This is a genomic window from Halanaerobium sp. DL-01, assembly GCF_003338615.1.
GTDB lineage: Bacteria > Bacillota > Halanaerobiia > Halanaerobiales > Halanaerobiaceae > QPJE01.
The window spans coordinates 33,438-59,184 of the sequence record NZ_QPJN01000015.1 but is presented as its reverse complement, the minus strand read 5'-3'; the positions used below and the strand labels follow the sequence as shown (position 1 = coordinate 59,184).

45 protein-coding genes are annotated in these 25,747 nt (G+C 35.8%); 44 read left to right on the top strand and 1 reads right to left on the bottom strand.

Annotated elements, in window-relative coordinates; genetic code table 11:
- The 41 genes from DER71_RS12390 to amrS form a co-directional block, all read left to right on the top strand.
- Positions 1-95 (top strand): hypothetical protein (locus DER71_RS12390; protein ID WP_143009710.1); only part of this gene is annotated, 95 nt, incomplete at its 5' end.
- A gap of 87 nt (positions 96-182) precedes the next feature.
- Positions 183-494 carry a 30S ribosomal protein S10 gene (gene rpsJ / locus DER71_RS06910; RefSeq protein ID WP_114457694.1) on the top strand — a complete coding sequence of 104 codons (312 nt, stop codon included), beginning with the start codon at positions 183-185 and terminating at the stop codon, positions 492-494.
- A 21-nt stretch (positions 495-515) separates the two neighbouring features.
- Positions 516-1,136 carry a 50S ribosomal protein L3 gene (gene rplC, locus DER71_RS06905; RefSeq protein WP_114457693.1) on the top strand — a complete coding sequence of 207 codons (621 nt, stop codon included), beginning with the start codon at positions 516-518 and terminating at the stop codon, positions 1,134-1,136.
- Positions 1,137-1,164: 28 nt separating this feature from the next.
- Positions 1,165-1,794 carry a 50S ribosomal protein L4 gene (gene rplD, locus DER71_RS06900; RefSeq protein ID WP_114457692.1) on the top strand — a complete coding sequence of 210 codons (630 nt, stop codon included), beginning with the start codon at positions 1,165-1,167 and terminating at the stop codon, positions 1,792-1,794.
- The gene (rplW, locus tag DER71_RS06895) at positions 1,791-2,081 is read left to right on the top strand and encodes a 50S ribosomal protein L23 (RefSeq protein ID WP_114457691.1); all 291 of its coding nucleotides are present in this window, start codon (positions 1,791-1,793) and stop codon (positions 2,079-2,081) included. Before rplD ends, rplW begins: the two co-directional genes overlap by 4 nt.
- A 26-nt stretch (positions 2,082-2,107) precedes the next feature.
- The gene (rplB, locus tag DER71_RS06890; RefSeq protein WP_114457690.1) at positions 2,108-2,941 is read left to right on the top strand and encodes a 50S ribosomal protein L2; all 834 of its coding nucleotides are present in this window, start codon (positions 2,108-2,110) and stop codon (positions 2,939-2,941) included.
- A 23-nt stretch (positions 2,942-2,964) separates the two neighbouring features.
- The gene (gene rpsS, locus DER71_RS06885) at positions 2,965-3,249 is read left to right on the top strand and encodes a 30S ribosomal protein S19 (RefSeq protein ID WP_114457689.1); all 285 of its coding nucleotides are present in this window, start codon (positions 2,965-2,967) and stop codon (positions 3,247-3,249) included.
- A 38-nt stretch (positions 3,250-3,287) separates the two neighbouring features.
- Positions 3,288-3,629, top strand: coding sequence for a 50S ribosomal protein L22 (gene rplV, locus DER71_RS06880; protein ID WP_114457688.1), 342 nt, complete (start codon positions 3,288-3,290; stop codon positions 3,627-3,629).
- Between the two features lie 3 nt (positions 3,630-3,632).
- Entirely contained in the window at positions 3,633-4,274 is a 642-nt protein-coding gene (gene rpsC, locus DER71_RS06875; protein WP_114457687.1) for a 30S ribosomal protein S3, read from the top strand.
- A gap of 29 nt (positions 4,275-4,303) precedes the next feature.
- Positions 4,304-4,738, top strand: a complete 435-nt coding sequence (rplP, locus tag DER71_RS06870; protein ID WP_114457686.1) for a 50S ribosomal protein L16 — start codon at positions 4,304-4,306, stop codon at positions 4,736-4,738.
- Positions 4,728-4,931, top strand: a complete 204-nt coding sequence (gene rpmC, locus DER71_RS06865; protein WP_114457685.1) for a 50S ribosomal protein L29 — start codon at positions 4,728-4,730, stop codon at positions 4,929-4,931. The genes rplP and rpmC overlap by 11 nt, the downstream gene beginning before the upstream one ends.
- Positions 4,932-4,956: 25 nt before the next feature.
- The gene (gene rpsQ / locus DER71_RS06860; protein WP_114457684.1) at positions 4,957-5,211 is read left to right on the top strand and encodes a 30S ribosomal protein S17; all 255 of its coding nucleotides are present in this window, start codon (positions 4,957-4,959) and stop codon (positions 5,209-5,211) included.
- A gap of 27 nt (positions 5,212-5,238) precedes the next feature.
- Positions 5,239-5,607 (top strand): 50S ribosomal protein L14, encoded by a 369-nt coding sequence (gene rplN / locus DER71_RS06855; RefSeq protein WP_114457683.1) that lies wholly within the window; start codon positions 5,239-5,241, stop codon positions 5,605-5,607.
- A 14-nt stretch (positions 5,608-5,621) separates the two neighbouring features.
- A complete protein-coding gene (rplX, locus tag DER71_RS06850; RefSeq protein ID WP_114457682.1) occupies positions 5,622-5,936 on the top strand; it encodes a 50S ribosomal protein L24 in 315 nt (104 codons plus the stop codon).
- Between the two features lie 21 nt (positions 5,937-5,957).
- Positions 5,958-6,497, top strand: a complete 540-nt coding sequence (rplE, locus tag DER71_RS06845) for a 50S ribosomal protein L5 (RefSeq protein WP_114457681.1) — start codon at positions 5,958-5,960, stop codon at positions 6,495-6,497.
- Positions 6,498-6,524: 27 nt separating this feature from the next.
- Positions 6,525-6,710, top strand: a complete 186-nt coding sequence (locus DER71_RS06840; protein WP_114457680.1) for a type Z 30S ribosomal protein S14 — start codon at positions 6,525-6,527, stop codon at positions 6,708-6,710.
- A 21-nt stretch (positions 6,711-6,731) separates the two neighbouring features.
- Positions 6,732-7,130: a 30S ribosomal protein S8 gene (gene rpsH, locus DER71_RS06835; RefSeq protein WP_114474446.1), complete on the top strand. Its 399-nt coding sequence runs from the start codon at positions 6,732-6,734 to the stop codon at positions 7,128-7,130.
- 170 nt (positions 7,131-7,300) lie between these two features.
- Entirely contained in the window at positions 7,301-7,834 is a 534-nt protein-coding gene (rplF, locus tag DER71_RS06830) for a 50S ribosomal protein L6 (RefSeq protein ID WP_114457678.1), read from the top strand.
- A 19-nt stretch (positions 7,835-7,853) separates the two neighbouring features.
- Entirely contained in the window at positions 7,854-8,210 is a 357-nt protein-coding gene (rplR, locus tag DER71_RS06825) for a 50S ribosomal protein L18 (RefSeq protein ID WP_114457677.1), read from the top strand.
- Between the two features lie 10 nt (positions 8,211-8,220).
- Positions 8,221-8,727: a 30S ribosomal protein S5 gene (gene rpsE, locus DER71_RS06820; protein ID WP_369834918.1), complete on the top strand. Its 507-nt coding sequence runs from the start codon at positions 8,221-8,223 to the stop codon at positions 8,725-8,727.
- Positions 8,728-8,745: 18 nt separating this feature from the next.
- Entirely contained in the window at positions 8,746-9,189 is a 444-nt protein-coding gene (rplO, locus tag DER71_RS06815; RefSeq protein ID WP_114457675.1) for a 50S ribosomal protein L15, read from the top strand.
- 1 nt (position 9,190) lies between these two features.
- The gene (gene secY, locus DER71_RS06810; RefSeq protein WP_114457674.1) at positions 9,191-10,459 is read left to right on the top strand and encodes a preprotein translocase subunit SecY; all 1,269 of its coding nucleotides are present in this window, start codon (positions 9,191-9,193) and stop codon (positions 10,457-10,459) included.
- A gap of 15 nt (positions 10,460-10,474) precedes the next feature.
- Complete coding sequence (locus tag DER71_RS06805; protein WP_114457673.1) at positions 10,475-11,125, top strand: adenylate kinase; 651 nt, start codon at positions 10,475-10,477, stop codon at positions 11,123-11,125.
- Positions 11,125-11,874, top strand: a complete 750-nt coding sequence (gene map, locus DER71_RS06800) for a type I methionyl aminopeptidase (protein ID WP_114457672.1) — start codon at positions 11,125-11,127, stop codon at positions 11,872-11,874. Before DER71_RS06805 ends, map begins: the two co-directional genes overlap by 1 nt.
- A 91-nt stretch (positions 11,875-11,965) precedes the next feature.
- Entirely contained in the window at positions 11,966-12,250 is a 285-nt protein-coding gene (locus DER71_RS06795) for an RNA-binding protein (protein WP_114457671.1), read from the top strand.
- A gap of 4 nt (positions 12,251-12,254) precedes the next feature.
- The gene (gene infA / locus DER71_RS06790; protein WP_005487029.1) at positions 12,255-12,479 is read left to right on the top strand and encodes a translation initiation factor IF-1; all 225 of its coding nucleotides are present in this window, start codon (positions 12,255-12,257) and stop codon (positions 12,477-12,479) included.
- A gap of 22 nt (positions 12,480-12,501) precedes the next feature.
- A complete protein-coding gene (rpmJ, locus tag DER71_RS06785) occupies positions 12,502-12,615 on the top strand; it encodes a 50S ribosomal protein L36 (RefSeq protein WP_013406387.1) in 114 nt (37 codons plus the stop codon).
- A 21-nt stretch (positions 12,616-12,636) separates the two neighbouring features.
- A complete protein-coding gene (gene rpsM / locus DER71_RS06780) occupies positions 12,637-13,014 on the top strand; it encodes a 30S ribosomal protein S13 (protein ID WP_114457670.1) in 378 nt (125 codons plus the stop codon).
- Between the two features lie 12 nt (positions 13,015-13,026).
- Positions 13,027-13,419 carry a 30S ribosomal protein S11 gene (rpsK, locus tag DER71_RS06775; protein ID WP_114457669.1) on the top strand — a complete coding sequence of 131 codons (393 nt, stop codon included), beginning with the start codon at positions 13,027-13,029 and terminating at the stop codon, positions 13,417-13,419.
- A gap of 32 nt (positions 13,420-13,451) precedes the next feature.
- On the top strand, positions 13,452-14,078 hold the full coding sequence (gene rpsD / locus DER71_RS06770) for a 30S ribosomal protein S4 (protein WP_114457668.1): 627 nt from the start codon (positions 13,452-13,454) through the stop codon (positions 14,076-14,078).
- Positions 14,079-14,132: 54 nt separating this feature from the next.
- Positions 14,133-15,077 carry a DNA-directed RNA polymerase subunit alpha gene (locus DER71_RS06765; RefSeq protein WP_114457667.1) on the top strand — a complete coding sequence of 315 codons (945 nt, stop codon included), beginning with the start codon at positions 14,133-14,135 and terminating at the stop codon, positions 15,075-15,077.
- A 13-nt stretch (positions 15,078-15,090) separates the two neighbouring features.
- Entirely contained in the window at positions 15,091-15,432 is a 342-nt protein-coding gene (gene rplQ, locus DER71_RS06760; protein WP_114457666.1) for a 50S ribosomal protein L17, read from the top strand.
- Between the two features lie 20 nt (positions 15,433-15,452).
- Positions 15,453-16,274, top strand: coding sequence for an energy-coupling factor transporter ATPase (locus tag DER71_RS06755; protein WP_114474445.1), 822 nt, complete (start codon positions 15,453-15,455; stop codon positions 16,272-16,274).
- A complete protein-coding gene (locus tag DER71_RS06750) occupies positions 16,268-17,116 on the top strand; it encodes an energy-coupling factor transporter ATPase (RefSeq protein WP_114457665.1) in 849 nt (282 codons plus the stop codon). Before DER71_RS06755 ends, DER71_RS06750 begins: the two co-directional genes overlap by 7 nt.
- A gap of 2 nt (positions 17,117-17,118) precedes the next feature.
- Positions 17,119-17,910 carry an energy-coupling factor transporter transmembrane protein EcfT gene (locus tag DER71_RS06745; protein ID WP_114457664.1) on the top strand — a complete coding sequence of 264 codons (792 nt, stop codon included), beginning with the start codon at positions 17,119-17,121 and terminating at the stop codon, positions 17,908-17,910.
- Positions 17,911-17,919: 9 nt separating this feature from the next.
- Positions 17,920-18,666, top strand: coding sequence for a tRNA pseudouridine(38-40) synthase TruA (gene truA, locus DER71_RS06740; RefSeq protein ID WP_114457663.1), 747 nt, complete (start codon positions 17,920-17,922; stop codon positions 18,664-18,666).
- A gap of 127 nt (positions 18,667-18,793) precedes the next feature.
- A complete protein-coding gene (gene rplM, locus DER71_RS06735) occupies positions 18,794-19,222 on the top strand; it encodes a 50S ribosomal protein L13 (RefSeq protein WP_114457662.1) in 429 nt (142 codons plus the stop codon).
- A 25-nt stretch (positions 19,223-19,247) separates the two neighbouring features.
- Positions 19,248-19,643, top strand: coding sequence for a 30S ribosomal protein S9 (gene rpsI, locus DER71_RS06730; RefSeq protein WP_114457661.1), 396 nt, complete (start codon positions 19,248-19,250; stop codon positions 19,641-19,643).
- Positions 19,644-19,721: 78 nt separating this feature from the next.
- On the top strand, positions 19,722-20,546 hold the full coding sequence (gene amrB, locus DER71_RS06725) for an AmmeMemoRadiSam system protein B (protein ID WP_114457660.1): 825 nt from the start codon (positions 19,722-19,724) through the stop codon (positions 20,544-20,546).
- 65 nt (positions 20,547-20,611) lie between these two features.
- A complete protein-coding gene (gene amrA / locus DER71_RS06720; protein WP_114457659.1) occupies positions 20,612-21,139 on the top strand; it encodes an AmmeMemoRadiSam system protein A in 528 nt (175 codons plus the stop codon).
- Entirely contained in the window at positions 21,132-22,118 is a 987-nt protein-coding gene (amrS, locus tag DER71_RS06715; protein ID WP_114457658.1) for an AmmeMemoRadiSam system radical SAM enzyme, read from the top strand. Before amrA ends, amrS begins: the two co-directional genes overlap by 8 nt.
- A 2-nt stretch (positions 22,119-22,120) precedes the next feature.
- Here amrS and DER71_RS06710 read toward each other — a convergent pair whose 3' ends face one another.
- On the bottom strand, positions 22,121-22,840 hold the full coding sequence (locus DER71_RS06710; protein WP_114457657.1) for a hypothetical protein: 720 nt from the start codon (positions 22,838-22,840) through the stop codon (positions 22,121-22,123).
- 138 nt (positions 22,841-22,978) lie between these two features.
- Between DER71_RS06710 and cdaA the strand changes: the two genes are divergently transcribed.
- Genes cdaA through glmM form a run of 3 tightly spaced genes read left to right on the top strand, consistent with a single transcriptional unit; the run spans position 22,979 to position 25,521 of the window.
- Positions 22,979-23,761, top strand: a complete 783-nt coding sequence (gene cdaA, locus DER71_RS06705; RefSeq protein WP_114457656.1) for a diadenylate cyclase CdaA — start codon at positions 22,979-22,981, stop codon at positions 23,759-23,761.
- A gap of 1 nt (position 23,762) precedes the next feature.
- Positions 23,763-24,146, top strand: a complete 384-nt coding sequence (locus tag DER71_RS06700; RefSeq protein ID WP_114457655.1) for a hypothetical protein — start codon at positions 23,763-23,765, stop codon at positions 24,144-24,146.
- Positions 24,147-24,168: 22 nt separating this feature from the next.
- Positions 24,169-25,521, top strand: a complete 1,353-nt coding sequence (gene glmM / locus DER71_RS06695) for a phosphoglucosamine mutase (protein WP_233486977.1) — start codon at positions 24,169-24,171, stop codon at positions 25,519-25,521.
- Positions 25,522-25,747 lie beyond the last annotated feature (226 nt).

Genomic DNA, 25,747 nt, shown 5'->3' with positions numbered 1-25,747 from the left:
TTACTCCAATAGCTATGGAAGAAGGACTGCGTTTTGCAATCCGTGAAGGTGGCCACACAGTTGGTGCCGGAGTTGTTACCGAAATTATTGAGTAAGTATTAAAAAGCAGAGGAGCTGCTCTCCTCTCTTTTTCTATGCTGCTTATATACAGCCAAAACCGGATAGATAAAGGAGGTAAGCAAATGGCAAAACATGAAAAGATAAGGATTCGCCTAAAAGCTTATGAACATGAGCTTCTGGATCAGTCAGCCCAGAAAATTGTTTCTACTGCTGAAAGAACAGGAGCTAACGTATCTGGCCCTGTGCCTCTTCCAACAGAGAAGGAAGTATTTACTGTACTTCGTTCACCTCATGTTCATAAAGATTCAAGAGAACAATTTGAAATGCGGACTCATAAAAGGTTGATCGATATTTTAGATCCTACTTCAAAGACCGTTGATTCATTAATGAGACTTGATTTGCCCGCAGGAGTAAATATAGAAATTAAACTTTAATGTCAGGAGGTGTATTAGGCCATGGCAAAAACTATAATTGCTAAAAAACTGGGAATGACTCAGTATTTTAAGGATAATGGTGAAGTCGTACCTGTAACAGTAGTAGAAGCCGGTCCCTGTGTTGTTACACAGGTAAAAACTACTGAAAAGGACGGCTATAATGCAGTACAGCTGGGTTTTGGAGAAGTTAAAACTCAGAGGCTGAACAAACCCATAAAAGGCCAATTTGAAAGCAGAGATATAGAAGCAAAAAGGCATCTTAGAGAATTTAAAAATAATGATATGGATGTTAGTGAAGGTAGTGAGATAACTGTAGATATTTTTGAGGCCGGTGAGCTGGTAAATGTAACTGGTATTTCAAAAGGTAAAGGTTTTGCAGGAAATATTAAGCGCTGGAATCACAATACAGGTCCAAAATCACATGGTTCACATTTTCATCGTGCACCAGGTTCAATTGGAGCTGTAGATGCAAGAAGAGTGTTTAAAGGATTTAAATTGCCCGGTAGAATGGGTTCAAATAAAGTAACAGAAAAAAATCTGGAGATCGTAAAAGTGGATACAGAGCGCAATGTTTTATTAATAAAAGGCCCTGTTCCCGGACCCAAAAAAGGTATCCTAGAAATCCAGACTGTGGAAAATTAAATAAAGTTAGAGGAAGGAGGATTTACAGATGCCGCAGGTAGCAAAATTCGACCAAACTGGAAAAGAAATAGATAAAGTCAGTTTAAAAGAATCTGTATTTAACGAAAAAATAAATAAACATGTTGTTCATCAGGTTATAAATGCACAGCTTGCTTCTAGAAGAAGTGGAAATGCTTCTACAAAAACAAGAGGCAAGGTTAGAGGTGGTGGCCGCAAGCCCTGGAGACAAAAAGGAACAGGTCGTGCACGTCACGGAAGCATTCGTTCACCGCTCTGGGTAGGAGGGGGAATTACATTTGGTCCTACTCCAAGAAATTATGATAAAAAGCTAACCAAAAAGATGCGCAGGCTTGCCTTGAAATCTATTTTAACAGATAAGTTAAATAGAGAAGAAATTATGCTGGTTGATGAAATTAAAATTGATAAACCGAAAACAAAAGCTGTTGTTGAGATTTTGAATAATTTTAATTTAATAGATAAAAAAGTTGTAATCGTAATGCCGGAAAAAGATAAAAATCTCTATTTATCTGCTAGAAATATACCTAATGTAAAAACTCTATTAGCAGGTTCAGTTAATGCTTATGATCTGTTAGATAATGAAATGATAATTTTTGTGGAGGAAGCAGTTAAGATGATCGAGGAGGTGCTTGGCCAGTGAAAGAAGCACGTGATATTATAATAGCACCTATTATTTCCGAAAATAGTATGGAATTAATGGAAACTGCAAATACTTATACTTTTAAAGTTGCCAAAAAGGCAAATAAAGTTGAAATTAGAAAAGCAGTTGAAGAAATCTTTAATGTAAAAGTTACTAATGTAAATACAATGAATATTAGAGGTAAAAAAAGAAGACTCGGTTTTCATGAAGGGAAAAGACCTGACTGGAAAAAAGCAATGGTTAAGCTTGCAGCCGGTGATGAGATAGAAATTTTTGAAGGCCTCTAAAATTATAGTAAAAGGAGGGAAAGAAGATGGCGATTAAGAAATTTAAACCAACCACACCATCACGCCGCTATATGACAGTTTCTTCTTTTGAAGAAATTACAAGTGTAGAGCCGGAAAAAAGTCTGCTGGCTCCATTAAAGAAGTCAGGTGGCCGTAATGTTAATGGTAGAATTACAAGCCGTCATCGCGGTGGAGGACATAAGCGTCGTTACCGTATGATTGATTTCAAAAGAGATAAAGAAGGAATTCCTGCTGAAGTAAAAACAATTGAGTATGATCCAAATCGTTCTGCCAGGATAGCTCTTCTGCAGTATGTTGATGGAGAAAAAAGATATATACTTGCTCCCAATAAGGTACAGGTGGGAGATATACTGGAAACTGGACCGGATGCAGATATTACTCCAGGAAATTCTCTAAAACTTAAAGATATACCTGTAGGTACAATTATTCATAATGTAGAACTGCATGCAGGAAAAGGTGGACAAATTGCACGTTCAGCCGGTTCTATGGCACAAATTTTGGCTAGAGAAGGAAAATATGTACATGTAAAAATGCCTTCTGGAGAAGTTAGACTTGTTCATCAGGAATGTAAAGCTACTATTGGTCAGGTTGGAAATATTGATCATGAAAATATTACAGTTGGTAAAGCTGGACGCAGCCGCTGGAAAGGTAAAAGACCACATGTGCGTGGTGTAGTAATGAATCCACATGACCACCCACACGGTGGGGGCGAAGGTAAATCACCTGCCGGGCGACATCCTGTTACACCCTGGGGTAAACCTACTATGGGTAAAAAGACACGTAAGCCAAAACGTTCTGATAAATATATTATTCGTTCTCGTCATGCTAAAAAACGGTAATATAGTAGAAAGGAGGATTATAGATGGGTAGATCTGTAAAAAAAGGACCTTTTGTTTCGGAAAAATTAATTTCCAAAATAAAAGAAATGAATAAAAGCGGTCAAAAACAGGTTGTTAAAACATGGTCAAGAAGTTCAACCATTTTCCCTGAAATGGTTGGTCATACAATTGCTGTTCACGATGGACGCAAACATGTACCTGTATATATAACTGAAGATATGGTTGGACATAAATTAGGAGAATTTGCTCCAACACGGAAGTTTAGAGGGCATGGCCGTCATACCGAGCGTTCAACAGCACTTAAATAGAGACTGGATAAACACTTTCGTAGTAAGGGGGTTTTAAAATGGAAGCAAAAGCAGTTGGCAAGTATCTGCGCATTACTGCCCGTAAAGCAAGACAGGTCACTGATTTGATAAAAGGTAAGGATGCAGGAACAGCACTTGCTATTTTAAAGAATACACCAAAAAGAGCTGCTAGAATGACAGAAAAAATTCTTAATTCAGCTATTGCAAATGCAGAAAATAATCATGATATGTTTGTTGATGATCTTTATGTAGAAAAAGCATTTGTTGATGAAGGACCAACAATGAAAAGGTGGCGTGCCCGTGCTATGGGACAGGCAAGCCCGATAAATAAGAGGACAAGCCATATAACAATTGTGTTAAGTGATAAAAAGGAGGGATAGAATTTGGGTCAAAAAATAAATCCACATGGTCTTCGAGTAGGAGTCATTAAAGACTGGGATGCTAAATGGTATGCTGATAAAAATGACTATTCAAAACTCTTAAATGAAGATCAAAAAATCAGAAATCATGTTAAGGACAAAATGTACGAAGCAGGTATTTCTAGAATAGTAATAGAAAGAGCTGCTAACCGCCTTAAATTAGATGTATATACTGCAAGACCAGGTATGGTTATTGGTCGTGGTGGTTCAGAAGTAGAAGCTTTACGAAATGATATTGAAGCATTGACTGGAAAAACAGTACAGATAAATGTTGTTGAAGTAGACAAACCTGAGATGGATGCTCAATTAGTTGCAGAAAATATTGCTGGCCAACTTCTCCGCAGAATTTCTTTCCGCCGTGCCATGAAGCAGGCACTTAACCGTGCAATGCGTATGGGAGCTGAAGGTTTTAAAGTTCAGAGCAGTGGTCGTCTTGGTGGAGCTGAAATGGCAAGAAGAGAAGGATACAGTGAAGGCAGTGTACCACTACATACTTTGCGCGCTGATATTGATTATGGTTTTGCTGAAGCAGATACCACATATGGTAAAATCGGTGTAAAAGTATGGATAAATAAAGGAGAAGTATTACCAGAAATTGACGAATAGATAATTTCAGGAAGAAAGGAGGCTCTTTGATGTTAGTACCGAAAAGAGTAAAACATCGTAAGCAAATGAGAGGAAGAATGAAGGGTAAGGCGGTCCGCGGCACCCAAATCACTTTTGGTGAATATGGTCTGCAGGCTCTTGAACCTGCTTGGATTACTAATAGACAGATAGAAGCTGCACGTGTTGCTCTAACAAGACATATTAAACGTGGAGGAAAAGTGTGGATTAAAATTTTTCCTGATAAACCTGTAACAGCCAAACCTGCCGAAACACGTATGGGTAGTGGTAAAGGTGCCCCGGAAAAATGGGTTGCTGTTGTTAAGCCAGGTAGAGTCATGTTTGAGTTAGCTGGTGTATCACCAGAAATTGCCAGGGAAGCAATGCGGCTTGCATCTCATAAACTGCCGATCAAGACTAAATTTGTAACACGAGAGGGAATGGATGGTGAGGCCGATGAGAGCTGATGAATTAAGAAATTTAACTGATGCAGAACTGGAACAAAAAGCCCGCGAATTTAAGGAAGAACTATTTAATCTTCGTTTCCAACATGCTACAGCTCAGCTGGATAATCCTATGCGGATTAAAGAGGTAAAAAGAATTATTGCACGTATTAAAACAGTTTTACGTGAAAGAGAATTAGGTATAGAACGGGCTTAACCGTTTGTTGAAAGGAGGTTTTCCCATGGAGAGAAACAATCGTAAGATGAGAACAGGTGTTGTTGTTAGTGACAAAATGGATAAAACCATTACTGTTGCTGTAGAAAGAAGAACACAGCACCCTTTATATAAACGGATTATAAAACAGACTAAAAAATATACTGCTCATGATGAAGAAAATGTTTGTAGTGAAGGTGACAAAGTTACAATTATGGAAACTCGTCCCATCAGCAAAACAAAAAGATGGCGGTTAGTTGAAGTTTTAGAAAAAGCAAAATAAGTTCTGATAGGAAAGGAGGACCTGACCATGATTCAATCTGAAAGCCGTTTAAAGGTAGCAGATAACTCAGGTGCCCGTGAATTACTTTGTGTAAAGGTGCTTGGTGGATCAAAGAAAAAATATGCTAAAATCGGTGATGAAATTATAGTGACCGTTAAAGAGGCTATTCCAGATGGAATGGTTAAAAAAGGTGAAGTAGCAAGAGCAGTAATTGTGCGGACGAAAAACCCTTTAAAACGCAGAGACGGCACCTATATTAAATTTGATGAAAATGCTGCAGTGATTATAGATGACAATAACAATCCAAAAGGCACACGTATTTTTGGTCCTGTAACTCGTGAGCTGAGGGATAAGAATTATATGAAGATTATCTCCCTTGCACCGGAGGTATTATAAAGGAGGGGATTAGATTGAGAATTAAAAAAGGTGACACTGTGGAAGTTATTGCAGGTAAAGATAAAGGTAAGCGCGGTAAAATTTTAAAAGCGATTCATAAGAAAGATAGAGTAATTATTGAAGGTGTAAATATTGTAAACCGCCATGTTAGACCTACACAGGATATGCCGCAGGGTGGAATTATAGAAAATGAAGCACCGATTCATGTTTCAAACGTACAGCTCGTCTGCCCCCGTTGTGACGAAAAAACAAGGGTTGGAGCAGAATTTTTAGATAATGGAAAAAAAGTTCGTAAATGCAAAAAATGTAATGAAATAGTGGATAAATAATAATCGAAAGGAGGTCAAGGGATGTCAGTATTAGCTAAACAATTCAGGGAAGAAATTTCGCCACAGCTGGTCGAAAAATTTTCCTATAACAACGTTATGGAAGTTCCTAAACTGAAAAAGCTGGTTGTTAATGTCGGCCTCGGTGATGCTAAAGAAGACACCAAACTGCTTGATACAGTAGTTGATGAAATTGCTGAAATAACTGGACAGAGACCAACAGTTACCAGAGCCAAAAAATCCATTGCAAATTTTAAAATTCGTGAAGGTATGCCTATCGGTGTTAAAGTTACACTCCGCGGTGAAATGATGTATGAGTTTTTATACAAACTTATTAATATTGCACTGCCGCGTATTCGTGACTTTAGAGGAGTATCGCCAAAATCATTTGATGGGCGTGGAAATTACAGTTTAGGTATTAACGAACACACTGTTTTCCCGGAGATCAATATCGATGATGTAGATAAAGTACATGGATTAGAGATTACCATTGTAACTTCTGCAGAAACAGATGAGGAAGCATTTGAGCTGTTAAGTGCAATGGGAATGCCGTTTAAAAAATAAACACCTATAAAATAAGGGGGGTTTGATTTGGCACGTAAAGCATTAATTGAAAAGGCCAATAAAGAGCCGAAATATGAGACACGCAGAGTTAACCGCTGCAGCAGATGCGGCAGAGTGCGTGGATATATGAGAAAATTTGATCTTTGCAGAATTTGTTTTAGAGAATTGGCCCATAAAGGTGAAATACCTGGAGTTCAAAAAGCAAGCTGGTAAACTTGGAAGGAGGTCAACAAAATGAATATAACTGATCCAATTGCAGATATGCTTACCCGAATTCGCAATGCAAATAATGTCGGGAAAGATACTGTTGATATTCCTGCTTCAAATATCAAAGCCAGTATTGGTGAGATATTGAAAGAAGAAGGATTTATCAATGATGTAAAAGTAGTTGAAAAGAAACCACAGAATATGATTCGTATATATCTGAAATATGGTAAAGATGATAAAAAAGTCATTACTGGTCTAAAGAGAATAAGCAAGCCTGGACTGCGTGTTTATGTTGGTAAAGATGAAGTGCCTCGTGTACTGGGAGGTTTAGGAATTGCAATAATTTCATCTTCTCAGGGAGTAATGACTGATAAGCAGGCTCGCGAAATAGGTGTGGGTGGAGAAGTTCTCTGTTATATCTGGTAGTTCGAAGTTGCACTGAGCTTTCTTTTATAAACGCAAGGATAGCTCAGCATTAGCGCATCGAGCGCGTCAGAGGTTGGATGTTAGAGATGATTAAGATTGTCTCTAGTGACTGACTGATGACTTTTGCTTGAGAGAACTTTTCTAAGATAAAATCTACGGAGGTGAAATAAATGTCACGTATAGGAAAACTGCCTATTGATATACCGGAAAAAGTTGATATAGCTGTTGATGGGCATTCTGTTACAGTAAAAGGGCCCAAAGGTGAGCTGACTAAAAAATTTAAGCCGGGTATTGATATAAAAGTTGAGGATAACCAGATTATTGTAGAACGCAATGGTGATGATATTGAAGATCGTTCTATGCACGGTCTGGTGAGAAGTCTGATTGAAGGTATGGTAGAAGGTGTTACTAAAGGATTTGAAAAAAAGCTAGAAATGGTTGGCGTAGGATATAATGCTCAGGTTCAGGGAGACAAATTAAAACTTGAGGTTGGTTATTCACATCCAGTATTTATTGAGGCTGAAGGAAATATAGAATTTGAGGTAGAAAAAAATACTAATATTACCGTTAAAGGTATAGATAAGCAGCGGGTTGGAGATGTTGCAGCAAAAATCCGCGAAGTAAGAAAACCAGAACCTTACAAAGGAAAAGGTATTAAGTATGTCGGAGAACATATTAGACGCAAGGTTGGTAAGACTGGTTAATAGAGGGGAGTGAATATGAGTGGGTAAAAGTGAAGCAAGAAAAAAACGTCATATGCGTATCAGAAATAAAGTTGTTGGTACATCTGACAGACCCAGAATGAGTGTATACCGCAGTCTTAAACATATTTATGTGCAGTTTATAGATGATCTATCAGGCAATACACTTGTTTCTGCATCTACCCTTGATCCAGCTGTTCGAGAGAACATTGAGGTATCCAGCAATAAAGCTGCAGCCAGACTGGTCGGAGAAGTTGCTGCCCAGAGAGCTCTGGAAAAAGGTATCGATACAGTTGTATTTGATAGAGGTGGATATAAATATCACGGAAGAATTAAAGCACTGGCAGATGCAGCCAGAGAGAATGGGTTAAAGTTCTAAAAAAGGAGGTATAATAATGAAAAATATAGATCCTGAAAAACTCAACCTTGAAGAACGAGTAGTTAATATAAATCGTGTTGCCAAGGTTGTAAAGGGTGGCCGCAGGTTCAGCTTCAGCGCTTTAGTTGTTGTTGGAGATGGAGAAGGACATGTCGGCGCCGGAATTGGTAAGGCTAATGAAGTTCCTGAAGCAATTAGAAAAGGAATTGATGCAGCCAAAAAAGAAATAATTAAAGTGCCAATTGTAGATACAACAATTCCTCACGAAATAGTAGGTGTTTTTGGTGCCGGGAGAGTACTATTAAAGCCTGCCGCACCTGGTACTGGTGTAATTGCTGGCGGACCAGTTCGTGCGGTAATTGAATTGGCCGGAATAAGCGATATTTTAACGAAATCACTTGGCACTTCAAATCCTATTAATATGATTAAAGCTACAATAAAAGGTTTAACAGAATTAAAGAGTGCTGAGGAAGTTGCAGAATTAAGAGGAAAAACAGTAGAAGAATTATTAGGATAATACCGAGGAGGTGTCAAGATGAAACTAAATAATCTAAAACCTGCTGAAGGATATAAAAAAGATCGCAAACGTGTTGGACGTGGAATTGGTTCCGGACGTGGTTATACTTCAGGCCGCGGAGCTAATGGTCAGAATGCACGTTCTGGCGGTAAAGTTCGTCCTACCTTTGAGGGTGGGCAGACTCCACTTTTTAGACGTTTTCCGAAAAGAGGATTTAATAATAGATTTAAAAAAGAATACAATGAAGTTAATATCTATCAATTAAATAAATTTTCTGATGGTGATATTGTAACATCTGAAAGTTTATTGGAGATGGGTATTATTGAAAAAAAGGCAAAAAGTGGAGTGAAGATACTTGGACAGGGTAAATTGAATAAATCATTAACTGTTAAAGCTAATGCTTTTACTTCTTCTGCCAGAGAAAAAATCGAAGATGCTGGCGGAAAGTATGAGGTGATTTAATTTGCTTAAGGCTCTCAGTAATGTTTTTAAGGTAAAAGAGTTAAGAAAAAAAGTATTATTTGTTCTTGCTATGATGGCTGTTTATAGATTGGGAGCTCATATTCCGGTTCCTGGAGTAAATGTTCAGATTATTAGAGAGAGGCTTTTCCAGGGAAGTGTAGGAGGAGTATTTGACTTTTTAGATCTTTTTGCCGGTGGAGCTTTGAGGAATTTCACCATATTTGCTATGAGTATAACTCCATATATTACTGCTTCAATTATTCTTCAACTCTTAACTGTTGTAATACCAAAACTTGAGGAATTATCAAAACAGGGTAATGAGGGCCGGAAGAAAATTGCTCAGTATACAAGATATGGAACTATTGTACTGGCTGTTATTCAGGGTGTTGGTATTACTCTTTATATACAGAGATTCGGTGCTGTAGAAAATCCAGGAATTTTTGATCTAATTTTAATTGTAACCAGTTTAACTGCAGGAACGGCATTTTTGATGTGGCTTGGAGAACAGATTACAGATAAAGGGATTGGAAATGGTATTTCCATTATTATTTTCACTTCAATAATTTCTCGCTTTCCGGGAGATCTGTACAATACTTTTAAACTGCTGCAGGCAGGAACAATATCTGTTTTAAATGTGTTAGTTTTTGGTGTTTTGGCCATTATAATTATTGCTGGAATTATTTTTGTTCAGCAGGGAGAAAGAAGAATTCCTGTACAGTATTCTAAAAGAATTGTTGGAAGAAAAGTCTATGGTGGTAGGAGTACACATATACCAATGAAAATTAATCAGGCTGGTGTTATTCCGGTAATTTTTGCTTCATCAGTTCTTCTCTTCCCTGGTGTGATTGCACAGGTTCTACCATATGACTGGGCAGCTTCAATGGCAAATATGATAAGACCTGGCTCAACACTTTATATGATATTATATGGTTTAATGATTCTGTTTTTCACATATTTTTATACTGCAATTACTTTCAATCCGGAAGAAGTTGCTGATAATATGAAAAAATATGGAGGTTTTATTCCTGGAATCAGACCTGGCAAATCTACCGTTAGATATCTTGATAAAGTTTTAATGCGTGTTACACTGGCTGGAGCTGTATTCCTAACAGCTGTTGCACTGCTGCCGTTTGTTATACAGCCGCTGACAGGTGTCTCGATTAACTTTGGCGGTACTTCACTAATTATTATGACAGGTGTTGCTCTGCAGACAATGCAGCAGATTGAATCACATCTTTTGATGAGGCATTATGAAGGTTTTATGAAATAAGAAGGAGGAAGTCAGATGAATTTGATTTTTCTGGGACTGCCGGGGGCAGGTAAAGGTACTCATGCAAAAAAATTGGAAGAGGATTTAAATATTCCTCATATTGCTACCGGAGATATTTTTCGTAAAGCAATAAAAGAAAAAACTCCGCTTGGGGAAAAAGCTAAATCCTATATTGATGCTGGAGAACTTGTACCAGATGAAGTTACAATTGGGATTGTTAGAGAAAGACTTAATGAAGAAGACTGTAAAAATGGTTTTATTCTTGATGGCTTTCCAAGAACTATAAATCAGGCTGAATCTCTGGATGATATTTTGGATAAACTTTCCAGAGAAGTGGATATGGTCGTTTATCTGAAAGCTGAAAAATCAGAACTGGTGAAAAGGCTTTCTGGCAGAAGGGTATGTCCTAATTGTGGTGCAACTTATCACATTCATAATAATCCTCCTCAAAAAGAAGGAATTTGTGATAAGTGCGGCACTGAATTAATTCAGCGCAGTGATGATAAAGAAAAAACAGTTAGACGGAGAATAGAGGTCAATGAAGAAAAACTAAAAAAACTGATTGATTATTATAATAATAAAGGCCTTCTTTATGAAGTTCAAAGTACTGGAGGAATCGATAAAGTACATTCGCGTCTTTTGAGTTTGGTTAAGGAGAATAGCTAATGATAATTTTAAAATCCGAACGAGAGATAGATATCATGAGGGAGGCCAATAGAATTGTTGCTGAAACTCATCAGTATCTATCAGAAATCATAGAAGCAGGTATTTCAACTGCTGAACTTGATAAATTGGCAGATGAATTTATCCGCAGCAGAGGTGCTGTACCTTCATTTAAAGGATATAGAGGTTATCCGGCTTCTGTGTGTATATCAATCAACAATGAGGTTGTTCACGGTATCCCCAGTCCAAATCGCTTTTTGAAAAATGGAGATATCGTAAGCATCGATATTGGTACTTTTTATGAGGGATTTAATGGAGATGCTGCAAAAACATTTGCAGTGGGAGATATAAATGAGGAAGCAGAAAAGCTCCTAAAAGTTACTGAAGAATCACTTCTAAAAGGTATAGAAAAAGCCGTTGTTGGAAATAGATTATTTGATATTTCTCATGCTGTTCAGAAACATGTTGAATCTAATAAATTTTCTGTAGTAAGAGATTATGTTGGCCATGGAATTGGTCGTGATATGCACGAAGATCCGCAAATTCCAAATTTTGGACCTGCAGGAAGAGGACCAAAATTAAAAGTAGGAATGGTCCTTGCTATTGAGCCAATGGTTAATGTGGGTAGTTATGAAGTGGAAACACTTGCAGATGAATGGACAGTAGTGACCAAAGATGGCAGTTTTTCTGCTCATTTTGAACATTCTATTGCCCTGACAGAAGAAGGTCCGAGAATTTTGAGTGTACTTTAACTTTTATTGCACTAATTAATTAATCTATGGTATAATAACCAGTGTGCTTACAAATACAGGTTTTAATTATGATAGGACGAGTGATTAAATAATGGATAAAAAATTTCAACCAGGTGAAATTGTCCGTTCAACAGCTGGGAGAGATTTGGGAAATTATTATATAGTTGTGGAAATACTTTCACCTAAATATATATTGGCTGCAGATGGAAAATATAAAAAAATAAATAATCCAAAAAAGAAAAATATAAAACACATTGAGAGCACAGGTATAGTACATGAAGAATTTTCAATCTGGCTTACAGAAGGTAAAAGACTGCGTAATGAAGATATTCAGTATGTTTTAAAGAACTACAGAAAAAAAGAGGAGGCTAAATAGTTTTATGGCAAAAGAAGATCCTATTGAAGTCCAGGGTACAGTTGTAGAGCCCCTACCAAATGCTATGTTTAGAGTGGAATTGGAAAATGGACATAAAGTTCTCGCTCATGTATCAGGAAAGATGAGGATGAATTTTATTCGCATTTTACCCGGAGATAAGGTTACAGTTGAACTTTCTCCATATGATTTGAGCCGTGGACGTATTACTTACAGGCATAAAGCAAAATAAATTATCATAAGAGGTGATTGTAGTGAAAGTAAGACCATCAGTAAAGCCTATCTGTGATAAATGTAAAGTTATTAGGCGTAAAGGAAAAGTAATGGTTATTTGTGAAAATCCAAAACATAAACAGCGTCAGGGTTAATAATATAATGGAGGTGAGATTATGGCTAGAATAGAAGGTGTTGATCTTCCTAGAAATAAAAGAATTGAAGTAGGATTGACATATATTTATGGAATCGGCCGTACTACTTCTCAAAATATTTTAGAAGCTACTGGAGTGGATCCAGATACCCGTGTAAAAGATCTGACAGAAGCTGAGATTTCCAGTTTGAGAAGTGAAATAGATAATTATATTGTAGAAGGTGAATTAAGAAGAGAAAGAAGAGCTAATATTAAGAGGTTGATGGATATTGGTTGTTATAGAGGTCTTCGTCACCGCCGCGGTCTTCCAGTACGCGGACAGAGAACAAGAACAAATGCTCGCACACGTAAAGGTCCGAAAAAGACTGTTGGTGTACGTAGAAGCAAAGCCACTAAGTAAGGAGGGAAATAAATGGCTAAGTCCAAAAAAAATAGAAAAAGAAAAAAAGTTAAACGTAATATAGAAAAAGGTCAGGCCCATATAAAATCTACATTTAATAATACAATTATTTCTATCACTGATACTGAAGGTAAAGTAGTTGCCTGGTCCAGTGCTGGAAAAGTTGGCTATAAGGGGTCAAGAAAGAGTACTCCTTTTGCAGCACAGTTAGCTGCTGAAAATGTTGCAAATGAAGCCAAAGATATGGGATTAAAGGAAATAGAGATTTTTGTTAAAGGACCTGGTTCAGGTAGAGAATCTGCAATTAGAACTCTGCAGGCTGCTGGATTAAATGTTACTTTAATAAAAGATATCACTCCTATTCCACATAATGGCTGTAGACCACCCAAAAGAAGACGTGTTTAATTATAAGTTTAAAATAAATGGAGGTGTAAATAATGGCACGATATACAGGGCCAGTTTGTAAATTATGCAGGCGTGAAGGTGAAAAACTTTACTTAAAAGGCGCCCGCTGTTTTAGTGATAAATGTTCTTTTGACCGCAGACCGTATGTTCCAGGTGAACATGGTCAGGGACGTCATAAAGTTTCTGAATACGGATTACAGCTGCGGGAAAAGCAGAAAGTAAGAAGAATGTATGGTATTATGGAGAAGCAGTTCAGAAATTATTTCGAAGCTGCTGAAAAAGCTCCAGGAATAACAGGTGAGAACTTTTTAAGTCTGTTAGAAAGACGGCTGGATAATGTTGTTTATAGATTGGGTTTTGCTGTATCCAGAAATGAAGCAAGACAGTTTGTTTTACATGGTCACATAGTTGTTAATGGAAGAAAAGTAAATATCCCTTCCTATCAGGTAGATGTTGATGATGTAATCAGTGTAAAAGATTCCAGCAGAAAATCCAAGCGATTTAAAGAAATCTTTGAGTATAATGCTGACTTTTCTAATCAAGAATGGTTAAATGTTGATCTTGAAAAAGCAGAAGGAAAAATAGTTTCTTTACCGGAGAGGGAAGATATCGATTATCCAGTTGAAGAACACCTGATTGTCGAGTTTTATTCACGTTAATTGACTGCCCTCAGGTTGAAAACTGCATAATAAAAGGAGGGTAAGCTAATAATAATGATAGAAATAGAAAAACCTCATGTGGAAAGACTTGAAAGCAATGATAACTATGGAAAATATGAGATTTCTCCTCTGGAAAGAGGATATGGAACAACCCTTGGTAATTCTCTGCGAAGAATACTGCTTTCTTCACTGCCAGGTGCAGCAATAACATCTGTAAAAATAGAAGGAGTTAAACACGAATTTTCTTCTATGCCTGGGATTGTAGAAGATGTTACTGATATTATTCTCAACTTAAAAGAAGTTGTATTAAAGTATTCTGGAGACGAAAAAACAACTATCAGGCTGGAAGTGGAAGGTGAAGGTGAAGTCACCGCAGGAGACTTTGTTTCTGCAGGTGATGTTGAGATAATTAATAAAGATCACCATATTGCTGAACTGTCAGAAGATGGGCATCTGATAATGGAAGCTACTGTAGAAAAGGGTAGAGGATATTATACTGCTGAAGAAAATAAAGAACATTTTGAAAAAGTAATTGGTTTAATTCCAATTGATTCTTCCTTCAGTCCTATTCTTAGAGCTAATTTTCAGGTAGAAAATACTAGAGTAGGACAGGTAACTGATTATGACCGTTTAATATTAGAGGTATTTACAAATGGAAGTATCCATCCTGATGATGCAATAAGCCTGGCAGCAAAGATAATGGTAGAACATCTGGAATTATTTATTAATTTAACAGATGAAATAGAAGATGTGGAAATAATGGTAGAAGTTGAAGAAGAAGAAAAAGATAAGATTTTAGACACAACAATAGAAGAATTAGAATTATCTGTACGGTCTTCAAATTGTTTGAAACGTGCTGGAATAAATTCTGTAGAAGAATTAATAAACAAAACCGAAGATGATTTAATGAAAGTTAGAAATCTTGGTAAAAAATCCTTACAGGAAATTAAGGATAAACTTGATGAACTTGACTTAGAATTAAAAGATACTGAAGTTTAAGGAGGGAGTTTAGATGGTGAAACGCAAACTGCAGAAGAGATCTGCTCATCGTCAAGCCATGATGAGAAATTTGGCCACCTCACTTTTTCGTCATGGGCGTATAGAGACTACTCTGCCGAAAGCAAAAGAACTGAGATCATATGCGGAAAAATTGATAACTGCTGCTAAAAGCAATGATTTAAATTCAAGACGCAGAGTTATGAAAAAAATTAAAGATAAAAAAGTAGTTGCAAAACTTTTTGATGAAATTGCACCTCAGTATTCAGAGAGGCCTGGCGGTTATACAAGAATTTTAAAGATGTATCCACGCAGAGGAGATGCTGCTGAAAAAGCTATTATTGAATTGGTAGAATAATTCTGAATGTAGGTGTTATTATGAGCCTTATAGAAGTAAATGAGGTAAGTTATATATATGAAAATGATGATAATGAAAAGCCGGCCCTTAAAGATGTAAGCATCAATATAGAGTCTGGTGATTTCATTGCAGTAATTGGTTCAAATGGTTCTGGCAAATCCACCCTGGCAAAATTATTAAATGTTCTTCTGCTGCCTTCTGAAGGTGATATTTTGGTCAATGGGTTAAATTCCAGAGATAAAAAAAATACCTGGAAAATTAGGCAGCAGGTAGGCATGGTTTTTCAGAATCCTGATAATCAGCTGGTTGCTTCTATGGTTGAAGATGATGTAGCATTTGGGCCTGAGAATCTTGGTATTCCTGCTGAAAAAATTAGAGAAAGAGTAGATAAATCTCTGGAAATGGTCGGGATGGCCGGTTTTCAAAAGTTTGCTCCTCATAAATTATCTGGTGGTCAGAAACAGAGAGTTGCAATCGCCGGTGTTATTGCCATGGAACCTGACTGTATAGTTCTTGATGAACCTACTGCAATGCTTGATCCACGGGGACGAAAAGAAGTTATGGATACTATTGAGTTTTTAAATAAAGAAAAAAATATAACTGTAATACACATAACTCACTTTATGGAAGAGGCTGCAGGTGCTGATAAAATTTTAGTTATGCACCAGGGAGAAGTTATTCATCAAGGAAACCCTAGAGAGATATTTCGGAAGGTTAGTGAATTAAAAGAGGTTAACCTTGATGTTCCGGTAGCTGTTGAAGTAGCAGAAATCCTGCGCCAGAATCAAATTAAAGTTCCAGATATCTTAACGATTGATGAGTTGGTGGATTCTTTATGTTAATCGATCTAAAAAATGTTAAACATGTTTATAATGATGAAAACAATGTAACCGCATTAAATAATATAAATTTAAAAATTGATAAAGGTGAATTTATTGGTATTGTAGGACATACAGGTTCTGGTAAATCAACTCTGGTTCAGCTTTTTAATGGGTTAATTAAGCCGGTTCAGGGTGTGGTAAAGGTTGATGATATAGAGGTAAGTGGTGAGAAAAAAAATTTAAAAGAAATACGCAGGCGTGTTGGGCTTGTGTTTCAGTATCCAGAACATCAGCTATTTGAAGAAACAGTTTATGAAGACATTGCTTTTGGACCTAAAAATCTTGGTTTTAATGAAGATGAAATAGAAACAAGGGTTGCAGAAGTAATGGAGCTGGTAGGGCTGGATTTTAATGAGTTTAAAGATCGCTCTCCTTTTAAGTTAAGTGGTGGTCAGCAGAGGAAAACTGCCATTGCTGGAGTTTTAGCGTTAAAACCGGAAGTTTTAGTTTTAGATGAACCAACTGCTGGTTTAGACCCTAATGGAAGAGATCAGCTTTCTAATCTGCTGAAACATCTCCACGAAAATTTAAATATGACAATTATATTGATTTCACACCGAATGGAGGAAATTGCCCAGCTTTCAACTCGAGTAATTGTTATGCACGAAGGTGAAATAGTGATGGATGGAAGTCCAATTGAAATTTTCTCCAAAGGGGAAAAACTGCATCAGCTTTCGCTGGAGCTTCCGCAAATATCAGAAATACTGCACAGGTTGAATGAAAAAGGTCTTGATATTAGGACAGATCTGTTTTCGATTAATGATGCCTCATCTGAAATTATAAAAGCATTGAGAGGTAGTTGAAAATGCTAAAAGATATTACAATAGGACAGTATATTGCCAGAGATTCTCTGGTACATTCACTGGATGCCAGGATAAAAATAATAATAACAGCAGTTTTAATTGCAGCTCTATTTATGGTCGATTCTTTTACAGGTTTTGGTATTTTCTTTTTATTTTTGATGGTTTCAATACTGCTTTCCAAATTACCTGTGATGAGGGTTATAAAAGGATTAAAACCCATCTTATTTTTAATATTACTTACATTATTTATTCATGTGTTTTTAACTGGTGGGGGTGAAGTTCTCTGGTCATGGAAATTTATATCTATTGAATCAAATGGAGTTTATACTGGATTTTTTATGGTGACAAGGATTTTTCTGTTAATTATGTTTACTTCATTATTAACTTTAACAACTTCTCCTTTAAAACTTACTGATGGAATTGAGTATATTCTCAGCCCTTTAAAAAGATTTGGTGTTCCGGCCAGTGAACTATCAATGATGATGACAATTGCCCTCAGGTTTATACCAACACTGTTGGAAGAAGCAGATAAAATAATGAAAGCTCAGATGGCCAGAGGCGCAGATTTTGAATCAGGCAACCTAATTGAAAGAGCTAAAAGTCTTGTTCCACTGCTGGTTCCTTTATTTATAAGTGCTTTTAGAAGGGCTGATGAACTTGCACTTGCTATGGAATCACGCTGTTATCGCGGTGGTGAAGGTAGAACAAGATTACATGAAATGAAATATCATTATACTGATTTTATAGCCTTATTTATTATACTATGTTTGTCTGTACTGGTTAGTAATTTTTAGGTGAATATGATGAAGAGAAATATAAAAATAGTTGTTGAATATGATGGTACTAATTACAGTGGATGGCAGATACAAAAAAATACTCCACACACTATTCAGCAGGTATTAGAGGAAGCTCTTTCAGAATTAAATAAATCGAGAGTAGATATTACAGGTGCAGGAAGAACAGATGCCGGGGTTCATGCGGCTGGTCAGTCGGCAAATTTTTTCCTTGATGTTTCAATACCTGTAGAAAAAATACCATTAGCTTTAAATACTTATCTACCTTCAGATATTGTATGTATAAATGCTGAAGAAGTATCAGATGATTTCCATGCCAGATATAATGCAAGAGGGAAAAAATACCGGTACAGGATTTTGAACAGTGATTTTAATTCAGTTTTTATTAGAAATTATGTATATAAAGTTCACAAAAAACTGGATATAGAATTGATGCAGAGTGCTGCAGAAATTTTAGAAGGAAGTCATGATTTTGCTGCTTTTATGGCTTCTGGTGGAGCGGCAGATTCTACAGTTAGAAATATTTATTCACTGAATGTTTATCCAGCCCGGTCAAATCAGATTTGGATTGATGTAATCGGTGATGGATTTTTATATAATATGGTGAGAATAATCGCAGGTACATTAATTGAAGTTGGCAAAAAAAAGAGGAGTTTAAAAAATGTAAAAAAGGCTGTAAAAGAAGGTAAAAGAAAACATGCTGGGTTTACAGCTCCTGCAAAAGGTTTAACACTTATTGAAGTCTTTTATGATTAATTTTAAAAGAAGCTTGACAAATTAAGAAGATTGTATTAAAATTACTATGAATTATTCTGTCCAACAAGCCCCGTTGAGAATATATTCAGCAGTTGACGTAACGAATAAGTAATAAGGAGGGATAATGATGACAACTTTTATGGCAAAACCAGAAGAAGCAGAAAGAGATTGGTATATAGTTGATGCAGAAGGAAAAACTCTGGGCCGTCTGGCTTCTAAAATAGCGGAATATCTCCGCGGAAAACATAAGGTAACATATACTCCTCATATTGATGTTGGAGACTATATTATTGTAGTTAATGCTGAAAAAGTAAAACTTACTGGAAATAAGTGGAATAATAAAAAATATTACCGCCATAGTAATTATCCAGGTGGTATTAAAGAATTCACATATGAAGATCTGCGCAGTAAAAGACCTGAGTTTATTATTGAAAAAGCTGTTAAGGGCATGCTTCCGAGTAATAAATTAGGTAGAAAAATGTTTAAAAAATTAAAAGTTTATAAGGGTGCAAATCATCCTCATCAGGCACAACAGCCTGAAAAAATCGAACTGTAAAATGAGAAAGGAGGAATTTTAATAGATGGCTGCTGAAGTACAATACAGAGGTACAGGGCGAAGAAAAACTTCTACTGCACGTGTTCGCCTGCTGCCTGGAGATGGAAAATTTATTGTTAATGAGCGTGAAATAGATAACTATTTTAATAGAAAATCCCTAATTAAAGATATAATGTCACCATTAGAAGTAACCAATACTACTAATACATTTGATATAATTGTTAATGTACAGGGTGGAGGTCTTTCCGGTCAGGCTGGTGCTGTAAGACATGGAATAGCAAGAGCCCTACTGGAAGTTGATAAAGATTACAGAACACCACTAAAAAAAGCAGGATATTTAACAAGAGATTCTCGTATGAAAGAAAGAAAAAAATATGGACTCAAAAAAGCGAGAAAAGCACCTCAGTTCTCAAAAAGATAAATTTATTTATACAGCAGGGAGATTTCTATCTCTCTGCTTTTTTATATAAATATTAAATAAAATAAGAGGTGAGTAAAAATGACTGTTAAATGTACAGCTCTGCTTCCACATCCACCGATTATTATACCAGAAATTGGTGGTAGAGAGCTTGATAATGCTGAAAAGACTGTGGATGGGGTTAAAAAAACAGCTGCAAAAATCGCTAAAACTGAAGATCTGGATCTGCTGATTACAATTTCACCACATGGACCGGTATTTAAATCACATGCAGCTGTAATAATTAAAGAGAGTTTATTTGGCAGCTTTAAAGAATTTGGAAAACCATCTTTAAAATTTAAAGAAAAGTCTGATATTGATTTTTCTCATAGTCTGGTCAATAATGCAGAAAAAAAGGGTTTAAATTTGGCTGGACTTGAAGCTGAAGTTCTCAAGAAATATGGAATTGAGGAAGAGCTTGATCACGGAATACTGGTTCCCTGGTATTATCTCAAACAGGCCGGTCTCGATCTGCCGATTATTCCTATCACCATAGGCTTTATTTCCTATAGTGAACTTTTTAAGATTGGTAAAATTATAGCGGAAACAGCAGAACAGATGGATTATAATATTACTGTTTTAGCCAGTGGAGATCTTTCTCACCGCTTAAAAAGAGGTGCACCTGCTGGTTATCACCCTGATGGAGAAGTTTTTGATAAAATATTAATTGATAAGCTAAAAACCAAAAAATTTAAAGAAGTTTTAGAGATTAATAAAAAATTAATCGAAAATGCAGGAGAATGTGGTCTGCGCCCAATAATTATGATGCTTGGATCTATAGAAAATAAAGATGTTGATGTCGATTTTTATTCTTATGAAGGACCTTTTGGTGTTGGTTATGCTGAATTATATTTTCAGGTTAAATAAATTTTTGAAGAAAAACTTCATTTTTTAAAAAACTATTTAAAAACATTGTTAAAGGAGTTAAAACTATGAGCAGTGATACAAAATTTATTACAGATCTTGCAAGAAAATCAGTTGAAGCATATGTTAAATCTGGTATTCAGATTGATGTTCCAGATGATTTGCCAGAAATTTTGCAGCAAAGATGTGGAGCATTTGTAACATTGAAGAAAAATAATAAGCTCAGGGGATGTATTGGGACTATAAAAGCAGTACAAAAAAATGCAGCCGAAGAAATTATCTGCAATGCTATAAGTGCAGCAGAAAAAGATCCGCGTTTTAGTCCGGTGCAGAAAGATGAGCTTGATGAGCTGGAAATATCGGTGGATCTGCTGTCAGAACCTGAAAAAGTAAAATCTTTGGATGAGCTTGATCCAAAAAAGTATGGTATAATTGTTCAGGGGAATCATCAGACAGGTCTTCTGCTGCCTGATTTAGATGGTATAGATACAGTAGAAAAACAGATTGCTGTGGCAAGAAAAAAAGCGGGTCTGTCGGAAAGTGAGGATATAACAATATATAGGTTTTCTGTAAGAAGGTTTGAAGAAAATGGCTAAAAAAGAAGCGCTTTATTACAGCCGAGGGGACAATTTATCGGTTCACTGCAAATTATGTCCACATAACTGTTTGATAAAAGAAGGGAAAAGTGGTATCTGTAGAGTAAGAAAAAATGAAGGAGGAAGGTTATATTCCTTAAATTATAATAAAATAAGTTCGTTAGCAGTTGATCCGGTAGAGAAAAAGCCTCTGTATCATTTTTATCCAGGCAGTAAAGTTCTTTCTGTGGGGACCTATGGCTGTAATTTCAGCTGTACTTTCTGTCAGAACTGGCAGATTAGTCAGGAGACACCTGTATTAAGAGAATACAGTGCTGAAGAAATTATTGCTGCTGCTGAAAAAGAGGATATAAAAATGATTGCTTTTACTTATTCTGAACCTATTGTCTGGTATGAATATGTTAAAGAGACTGCTGAACTGGCCAAAAAAAATAATATAAAGACAGTTCTTGTCAGCAATGGTTTTATAGAGAAAGACCCACTGGAAGAACTGATTCCATTTATTGATGCAGCAAATATTGATTTAAAGTCTTTTAACAGCAGTTTCTACAAAAAATACTGTGGTGGAAGTTTAGAGCCAGTAAAAAATACAATAAAAATAATGGCAGAGACTATACATCTGGAGCTGACCAATCTTATAATAACAGATTTGAATGACAGCAGAGAAGAGATAGAAAAAATAACAGACTGGATTGCATCTATTAATAAAAATATACCTCTCCATTTGAGCAGATATTACCCTGCTAATAAACTAAAGAAAAAATCTACGGATCCTGAGACATTAAAAAAGGCCTATCAAACAGCAAAAAGAAAGCTTTCCTATATATTCCTGGGTAATATCAATATAGCGGGTGCTGGAGATACTATCTGTTCCAACTGTGGGGAAACTATAATAAACAGAAGTGGATACAGCATAAAAAATTTAATTAAAAATGGTAAATGCCCTTACTGTAAAACTGCTGTAAATGGTCAATTTTAAATTTAAAGCAAAAAATCATATCCGTAAATAAATATTATATAATTTGTCAGATAAGCTGTGTAAAATAAAACAGCAGGCAGCAGGTTGCTTTTGCTGATCCTGTAGATATAATTAGCTGTTAAAACGGCCAGAAATAATATTAGTATTTTATTCGGCCTAAATTCCAGGAGCATTATCGGAAAAAACAGAGCTGTTAGCACAGATGCAATAGCAGACGGGAATTTTAGGTCAAAAAGGGCAAAGATTACTTTGTTAACTAAAAACATTTCTGCAGCTGAAATAATAGCTGTTGAAATTAAGATTATCATAATGAGTGGGAAACCACTCATTATTGCTTTTAAACTGTTTGCTCTATAAACAGGATTAAATTCCCCAACTGTATTTGATTGGTCAGCTGTATAAGTTATTAAAACTGCTGATATAAAAAATATAACAAAAAAAGCTGCTGATAGAGAGATATTGAAATTAAAATTTTTAAAATCAAAGCCCAGATCTTTAAGAGACAAGTCATAAATTAGATTAAAATAGCTGTAAAAAACAGCAGTAAAAACAGCTAAAGCAGTAGTTTTTAGCATAAATGCTAGAAAATCATTTATAATAATAATGTCAGCAAATTCAGAGGTGTTTAAATAAAAAACAGTGATAAATAAAAAACTCCAGGTGAATAATATTATCAGTACATCTTTATAATTTAATCTCTCATCTTTAAATAGATTTTCCATTATTTTCACCTCATTTAATATATTTTCTATAATATTTAGAGAAAACCTTTAAATTGAAATAATTTTTAATTAATAATTATATATCAGGAAGGTAAAACAGCTATCTTTACAGAATAAATATTTTAGAGGTGTTTTTATATGAACTGGAAAATAATAACCAGTATAGTAGATATATTTATAATAACAGTGATAATATATTATCTTTTAAATATAATATCAGGTACAAGAGCAGTACAGCTTATAAAAGGATTAATTTTAATATTTGCTGCAGCTTTAATAAGCCAGCTGTTAGAACTCAATACTGTAAATTGGTTTCTGCAGAGCTTTTTAACGGTTGTGATGGTAGCTCTGCCGATTGTATTTCAGCCAGAATTAAGAAAAGCACTGGAACAGATAGGTAGAGGTGGATTTCTGCGTGAGCAGTTCTGGCAGAATTGGGGACCGAGAGAATTTAATGAGATTGTTTCTGCTGCAACAGAATTATCAGAAAATAAAACAGGGGCCTTGATTGTATTATCCAGAAAAGTGGGTTTAAAAAACTACATCCAGACCGGTATTAGCCTTGATGCAGATATAAGTAAGCAGCTGCTGGAAAATATTTTTTTTCACAATGCCCCCCTTCATGATGGAGCTGTTATAATAGAAGATGGGAAAATTAAGGCAGCCAGCTGTTTTTTGAATTTATCTACCAGATCAGATCTCAATCCACGATTGGGAACAAGGCATAGAGCTGCTATAGGTATTACAGAAGAATCTGATGCTTTAGCCATAGTTGTTTCAGAGGAAACAGGTGTAATATCCCTTGCGGCTTCGGGACAGCTCAGGCGGCACCTGGATGAAGCCGAATTAAGAGAATCCCTTTTCAGCTATTTTGATATTACTAAAGGTAAAGGGAAATCCTTTATGAGGAGGCACGGATAATATGTTTTCTCTGCAGGAAAAACACAAAAAGATAATGCTTGCTTTATTTATAGCTATTTTACTGTGGACTTATGCCAATAATCAGGCTAATAACCTCTTCAGTTTTGGTGAAGAAAAAAATGAATCGTTTATTGTTGATTTAGAATACCGGAATCTGGATGACAAATATCGAATTAAATCAATATCAGGCGATAAAGCTGTGATAAGGATTGATTATGTGTCATATCTAGTTCAGCTTGATAAAGAAGATATAAATGCTTATATAGATTTGAAAGATGTTTCAATTGGTGATAATATAAAAATAATTGAAGTAAATGTTCCAACTGGAGCGAGACTAATTAGTATAGATCCTGGCTATGTTGTTGTTAATATTGAAGAGAAATAAATTATATGTTGAGGTGAATTTTTTGAAGAAGTTATTTGGAACTGACGGTGTGCGTGGTGTTGCAAACCAGGAATTGAAGGGCGATTTAGCCTATAAGCTGGGTAGAATAGGTGGCTTTTTTTTGACGGAAAATTATAATAAGAAACAGCGTCCAACAGTCATCATTGGTAAAGACACTAGATTATCTGGTGATATGTTGGAGGCAGCTCTTATGGCCGGATTAACTTCTGTTGGAATTGATGTTTGCAGACTTGGTATTATACCTACTCCAGGAGTATGTTACCTTACAGCAAATAAAGATGTACAGGGTGGTATAATGATTTCTGCTTCACATAATCCAACTGCCGATAATGGAATTAAATTTTTTAACGAAAGAGGAGTAAAGCTGAGTGATGAAGAAGAAATTGAAATAGAGTCGATTTTTTTTGCAGGCAAAGAAAAAGAACTTCCCTATCCTGTGGATGGTGATATTGGTATTGTAGATGAGAAATATGACTGGATTTCTCAGTATATAGCATACCTTATTTCTTCTGCTGAAAAAAATTTAAAAGGACTTAAAGTTGTAATTGACTGTGCGAATGGAGCTGCTTACAAAACAGCCCCAGAAGTATTCCGTAAACTGGGGGCAGAGATAAGTGTAATCAATAATCATCCAGATGGAGCTGCAATCAATGTTAACTGTGGTTCAACTTCGCCAGAACTTGCTGTAGCAGAAGTAAAAAGAATAAATGCAGATTTAGGAATTGCCTATGATGGTGATGCAGATCGAGTAATACTAATAGATGAAACTGGAGAGGTTGTACCAGGGGATAATATAATGGCAGTTGCAGCTTTAAATATGATGAAAAAAAATGAGCTGAACAAAAATACTGTTGTTACTACAAGATACAGCAATCTTGGGCTAACAGAGACATTACATAAAGCTGGGGGAAAAGTTGTTTTAACTAAAAATGGAGACAGATATGTTCTGGCAGAGATGCTGAAAAATGATTATAAACTTGGTGGAGAAAAGTCCGGCCATATTATTTTTAGTCAATATAATACAACAGGTGATGGAATTTTAACTGCAGTTAAAATTGCAGAAATAATGAAAGAAGAAAACAAGAGTTTAAGTGATTTGAAATCTGTTATGTATTACTGGCCACAAATTTTGGATAATATTAAAGTGAAGAAAAAAAATAAGTGGAAAGATAATGACAGAATTGCTGAAGTGATTGCTGAAGCTGAGCTTGATTTAGGCAGTCAGGGCAGAGTTTTTGTCAGAGCATCTGGAACTGAACCACTTGTAAGAGTTATGTTGGAAGGAAAGGAAGAAAATAAATTGGCTAAATGGTCTAAAAAAATAAGAGAAGTAATAGTGAAAGAGTTAAATTAATACATATGTATTAATTTAAGGAGGTGAGGCCAGAAAAGAAAATAAAAAAAGCGCCAGGGCTTGGATGGACGCAGAAAATCCAAGTTGACGAGGGAGAGAGTTATCGAAAATTCGGCGGATGCTCTCAGGTGCTGGCCGAGCACCTAATAGTTTGTCTTTAAAAACTGATAAGTGATTATCAGTACAGAGGAGATAAATGTCGGCTGACAGTTAAATATAGAAAATA